The organism is Thermus tenuipuniceus (assembly GCF_002964845.1).
In the GTDB taxonomy this organism is placed as follows: domain Bacteria; phylum Deinococcota; class Deinococci; order Deinococcales; family Thermaceae; genus Thermus; species Thermus tenuipuniceus.
This window is the reverse complement of record NZ_PRDA01000079.1, coordinates 1-4,942: the sequence shown is the minus strand read 5'-3', so window position 1 is coordinate 4,942 and position 4,942 is coordinate 1. Positions and strand designations below refer to the sequence as shown.

The window sequence follows — 4,942 nt, the reverse complement described above, 5'->3', positions numbered from 1 at the left end:
ACGAGCAGCATCCTTCCGTCAGTGAGGCGTGGTTGTACTTGGGCATGCTACGCTTGCTGGTGAAGGGGCTGGCGAGGGCCGCGTAAGGTGAGGTGGGAGACTTTTACGACAGCCTCTGAAACATCTGCTACGTCCGGGGATCCTGGACGTGGGATGAGACGAAGGCATGACTTTTACAACAGGCTCTCATGCCTGGTGTATGAGCTACGGTTGCCCCACCATGAGCCTGAGCCGGGCCTCCACCCGGTGCGCCCCCTGCCAGGCGGCCACCACAAACCCCAAGCCCCGCCAGCGGTCGCTCACCGGGACGGCCTGGGCCAGGAGGTCCGGGGTGAGGGCCAGGACGCCCCGGTAGAGGTAAACGGGCCCCTCCTGCCCCTTGCCGGCCCCTCCCACGGGGGAGAGGGGAAGCCGCCCACCCCCGGGCAGGAGCACCTCCGCCCCCTCCGCGGGAAAGCGCACCCGCACCTCCACCGCCACCTCCCCCCCGGGGCTGGCCCGGGGAGGATCCAGGCGGGCTTCCAGAAGGGCCCGTCCCCGGTCCACGGGGAGGAACACCTCCTCCTGCCAGCCGCCTACCTCCCCCAAGAGGCGCAGGCGGAGGGTTCCCTCGGCCTCCCAAGGCACCTGGAAGGCGAAGGCCCCATGGGCTTCCCGCTCCCGGAAGGCCTTCTGCGCAAGGAGGGCCTCCCCCTGGTAGATCAGGAGGTCCAGGGGGCCGGGGGGGACTCCCCGCAGGACCAGGCGCACCACCTCCCCTGGGGCCGCCGCCTGGGGCTCCACCGCCACCTCCGGGGCCAGGGGAGGGAGGGCAGCCTCCACGGGCACCGGGAGAAAGCGCGCCGTGGCCCCCACCCGCCCTAGGGGGGGAAGCTCCACCTCCCCTTCCTCTCCCCGGAAGCCCGGGGAAGCCTCGGGCAGGAGGCGGTAGCGCCCGGGGGGCAGGAGGGCCTGCCCCCCGCAGGGCAGGAAGAGCCGTTCCGGCCCCAGGGCGTAGGCTCCCCGCCCCTCCCCCGCACAGGCCAGGGAGAGGAGGGCCCCAGGGGGCAGGCTGAGGCGGAGGGGCTCCCCTGGCCTGGCGTAGGCCTCCCCGGGAAAGGCCAGGGAATCCGGGGGCGGGTAGGCCCGCACCTGGGCTCCGCCCCTCGGCAGGTACAGGCGGAACCGCCCCCCTGCGTCCGCCACCACCGGGGCGTACCCCCCCACCACCCTGGCCCCCGGGAGGGGCCTGTCCTGGGACTCCACCACCCCCTCCACGGGGAGCCATTCCCCGCCCCCCAGGGCCAGGGAGACCCCCTCCGGGATGGGGAGGCTCAGGGCATAGGCCCCGGAAAGCTCCCATCGGCTTCCCGTGGGGGCCAGGACCCCCGCAAGCCGCAGGGACCAGGGGCCCTCCCCGTAGCTGAGGCGCCCCTCCAGGGAGGCCCCGCTGGGGGAGAGCCCCGCCCCCACCCGGAAGCCCAGGCCCGGCGCCCCGCCCTCCAGGGAGAGGCCCAGGCCCAAGGCCCTCCCCAGCCCTCCCCTGAGGCCCAGGGTGAGGCCCTCCAGGGGGAGGGCCAGGCCCCCGGAGAGGCCCCAACCGCTTCCGGCCAGCAGGGCTTCCCCGTGGAGGGGGAGGCCCTCCACCTGCCCGTAGGCCAGGGCCCGCAACCGGGGTTCCGGGTAGAGGAGGGCCTCCAGGGAAAGCCCGGGGAAACTCCCCCCCAGGAGGAGACCCCCCTCCCAGGCCAGGTGGTAGGCGGCGTACCCCTCCAGGTACTCCAGGCGGAAGGAGGGGCTTCCGGCGAAAGCCCCCTGGAGGGAGAGCCCCGGACGGGCGTAGGCGGCCCTCAGGGCCTGGGGGGTGGCCTCGAGGTGGAGGACCTCCCCGTCCTGGCCCCACTCCCCCTCCAGGCCCCAGGGGTAGGCCAGGCGCAGGGCGAAGGGGCCCTCCCGGTACCGCACCGCCAAGGCGGGCAGGGTGCTGGCCTCCAGGGCATACGGGCCCAGGGCCAGGCCCCCCCGGGCGGAAAGGCCCTGCCCTCCCTCCACCCGCAGGGCGAGGGCCGCCTCCTTGGCCAGGTTCCCCTGGAGGGAGAAGGCCCCCCAGGGCCCTGGGAAGCCGCCTTCCAAAAGCCCTCCCAAGCGGTAAGGGGGCGGGCTTCCCCCTACGCCCTCCACCCGCACCAGGTAGCGCTCCTCCTCCTTCCCGTTCCAGAGGACCAGGACCAGATTCCCCGCCTCGAGGGGGCCCAGGGAGAGGCGCTTCCCCTCCCCAGGGGCCAGGGCCACCTCCTGGGGGGGCAGGAAGACCGCGCTCTCCTGGGCGGAGGCCAGGCGCACCCGCAGGGGCACGTTGCCCCTGTTTTCCAGGACCACCGGCAGGCTCCCCTGGGCCCTGGCGGGCACCTCCGCCAGGAGCCTCCGCACCTCCGGCACCCGCACCTCCTGGCACCGCTCCCTCCCCCCCTGGACCAGGCAGACGGGGTAGACCCCGGGGGGCACCTGGAGGGGCACCTCCAGCACCGCCACCGCCAGGCCCTCGGCCCCCTCGGGGAGGAGGAGGGGGCGGAAAGGCCCCGTCCTCCAGGAAAGGGGGCCTTCCCCCAGGCCCGTGAAGACCAGGGTCAGGGCCTTGCCCGGCTCCGCGGGAACCCCCGCTCCCAGGGCAAGACCAAGACCAAGGATTAGGAAGGGGAGGGAAAGGGAGCGCATCAGTCGTTCCGCAGAGTGTAGGACAGGGTCAGGGTCCCACCGGTGGGAAGGGGGGAAAAGGCATCGCCTGGGTCCATCTCCAGGTAGAACCAGAGCCAGAGGACCGCGGTGGTGTTCCTGGCGATGCTGGCCAGGCCCCGGTTGTCGGGCAGGCTCCCGATGGGGGTGGGGGTAGGGGCGTGGCTGGTGGCGTTCCCTGAGACCACCTGCACCTGCACCCGGAGGCGGGTGCTGGGGTTTAGGGGAGGGGGGAGGCTCCCCCCTATGCTCAAGATCCTCAGGCAACGGGTGGTGCCTGCCCCGCACAGGGTGCCGCCCCCACCCCCGGCGTTGGGGGTGGAGACCGTGCAGGTCACCCGGTGGGGCTGGCCTCCCCCCACCACTTGGGTGGGGAGGAAGAGGAGAGGGGTGGTCCCCTCCAGGAGGTGGAGGTACCCCGCCAGGCTGGCCACGGGGTAGCTCCCCACCCAGGTCAGGGGGCCGCTTGCCGCTAGGTCAAAGCGTACGTCCGTGGCGTCGCAGTTGAGGCTCTGGGCCAAGGCCGGGAGGTGGTAGACGAGATAGATAAGGAGGAGGGGGGCTAGGGCACGGCCCATACCCCCTCCGCGGCGTAGCGGCCGTAGGCGCTCTCCAGCACCAGGACCACCCGGTAGCGCCCTGGGGGGAGGGGGCTTTTCGGCTCTAGAAGCAGCTTTCTCCTCCCCCCAGGCCAGACGGGCACCTCCTCCAGGCGGAGCCGGGCCACCTCTTTCCCCTCCCCGTTCAGGACCAGGGCCTCCCCGTTCACCCGTTGCAGGACGTTCCCGGGGTTTTCCAGGACCACGGGCAAGGCTTCCCCTTCGCCACCGACCCCTGCCCTTAGGGAGGCCTTTTCCGTGCCCCGCAGGGTCACGTAGAGGGCCAGGCCGACCTCCGGGCGTAGGGAGACCTGAATCCCCCCTTGGCGTCCCGGGCGGGGCTGGGCGGTGAAAACCACCAGGCAGGCCAGGGTGCCCTGGCCCTCGTTTGCCCCAGGGGCCCAGCCTTCCACACGTACCTCCACCTTCCCAGAGGGGGGCACGGTGAAGGCGGTGGGCCGGATCTGGAGGGCTGGGCACAGCCCGCCCCCTGGGGAAGGTTCCTCCCTTATCTCCACGCTCCCGTCCTCCCGCACCCGGAACGGGGCGAGGCGCACCGTGAGGGGCTCCTCCCGGGGAAGGCCGTTCTGCACGACCACGGGGAAGGCGAAGGGCTCGCCAGGGGCCAGGAAGAGCTCCACCCTGGCAGGGGAAATGGTTAGGTTCACCTGGGCCAGGGCAGCGGGGTAAACCAGAAGGGAAAGAAGGGCAAGGGCCTTGCGCATGGCTATACTCATGCTACTCCCCTGGCTGGAAAGGGGCGCCCCCAGATCCAGGGGGCGCCCATGGGTCTATGGATCCCTAGGGGCTCGTGAGGGTGTAGTTGATGGTGATCTGGTAGTTGTAGCCCCCGGAGGGGATGTCGTCGCTGATGTTCATCTCGAGCAGGTAGTAGATCCTGTAAACCGACCTGCCTTGGCCGCCGGAGCCGGCGTTGAAGAGGGTCATGGGGGCGCCGAGGGTGGTGAGAACGTTGGTCCAGGAAGCCCCCTTGCCGCTCACCTTTTCCGCAAACACCTTGACCCGGGTGTTGTCCAGGGGGGCGGGCAGGGTGCCGCCAATGCTGGAGATGTTCACCGTCCACTGCCCCCGGTTGGTCCGCACCACCGCGGTGGCGAAGTCGTTGCCGCCGGCACCCGCAACGCTAGAAGGGGCAAAGGTCTCGCTGCCCGTAGCGTTATCGATGAAGGTGTCGTAGGCGGTGGAAGAAGCCTTGGTGTAGGGGGTGCCGTTCACCGTCACCGTCCCGGTCGCGTTACTGCTGAAGTCGAAGAGGAAGTCGGTGGCGTCGATCTGCAGGCTGAGGATGGAAGGGATGTTGACGGTGATGGTGTGACTATCCGTGGTCTGGGCCAAGCCCAGGCCAGCCAAGAAGACCATGAGTGCAACCAGCTTACGCATGCGTCACCTCCTTAAAGCTCCGGGGCCGGTTGCGCCACTGGCTCCCCCCTCTCCCTTGGCGCCCATCTGGGGTTGAGGGGTTCTTTGCCTCCCCTTGTCTTACATCTTAAGCCATGGCTGTGAAAACGGTGTGAAAAGGGATCTCCCCAAAGCTCCATTCCCCCAGTGCCCCCGCCGCTTTGAGAGGGACACGCGCCCCCCCAGATTAGAGGCTGTCGTAAAAGTCTCCC

General features: G+C 70.7%; 4 protein-coding genes. All 4 read right to left on the bottom strand.

What is annotated here, in order from left to right:
- Window positions 1–204: 204 nt before the first annotated feature.
- Window positions 205–2,694: a hypothetical protein gene (locus C2847_RS12905; RefSeq protein ID WP_105318559.1), complete on the bottom strand. Its 2,490-nt coding sequence runs from the start codon at window positions 2,692–2,694 to the stop codon at window positions 205–207.
- On the bottom strand, window positions 2,694–3,290 hold the full coding sequence (locus tag C2847_RS12005) for a hypothetical protein (protein ID WP_105318558.1): 597 nt from the start codon (window positions 3,288–3,290) through the stop codon (window positions 2,694–2,696). The genes C2847_RS12905 and C2847_RS12005 overlap by 1 nt, the downstream gene beginning before the upstream one ends.
- A complete protein-coding gene (locus tag C2847_RS12000) occupies window positions 3,275–4,036 on the bottom strand; it encodes a hypothetical protein (RefSeq protein WP_105318557.1) in 762 nt (253 codons plus the stop codon). Before C2847_RS12000 ends, C2847_RS12005 begins: the two co-directional genes overlap by 16 nt.
- A gap of 76 nt (window positions 4,037–4,112) precedes the next feature.
- Window positions 4,113–4,712: a hypothetical protein gene (locus C2847_RS11995; RefSeq protein ID WP_105318556.1), complete on the bottom strand. Its 600-nt coding sequence runs from the start codon at window positions 4,710–4,712 to the stop codon at window positions 4,113–4,115.
- Window positions 4,713–4,942 lie beyond the last annotated feature (230 nt).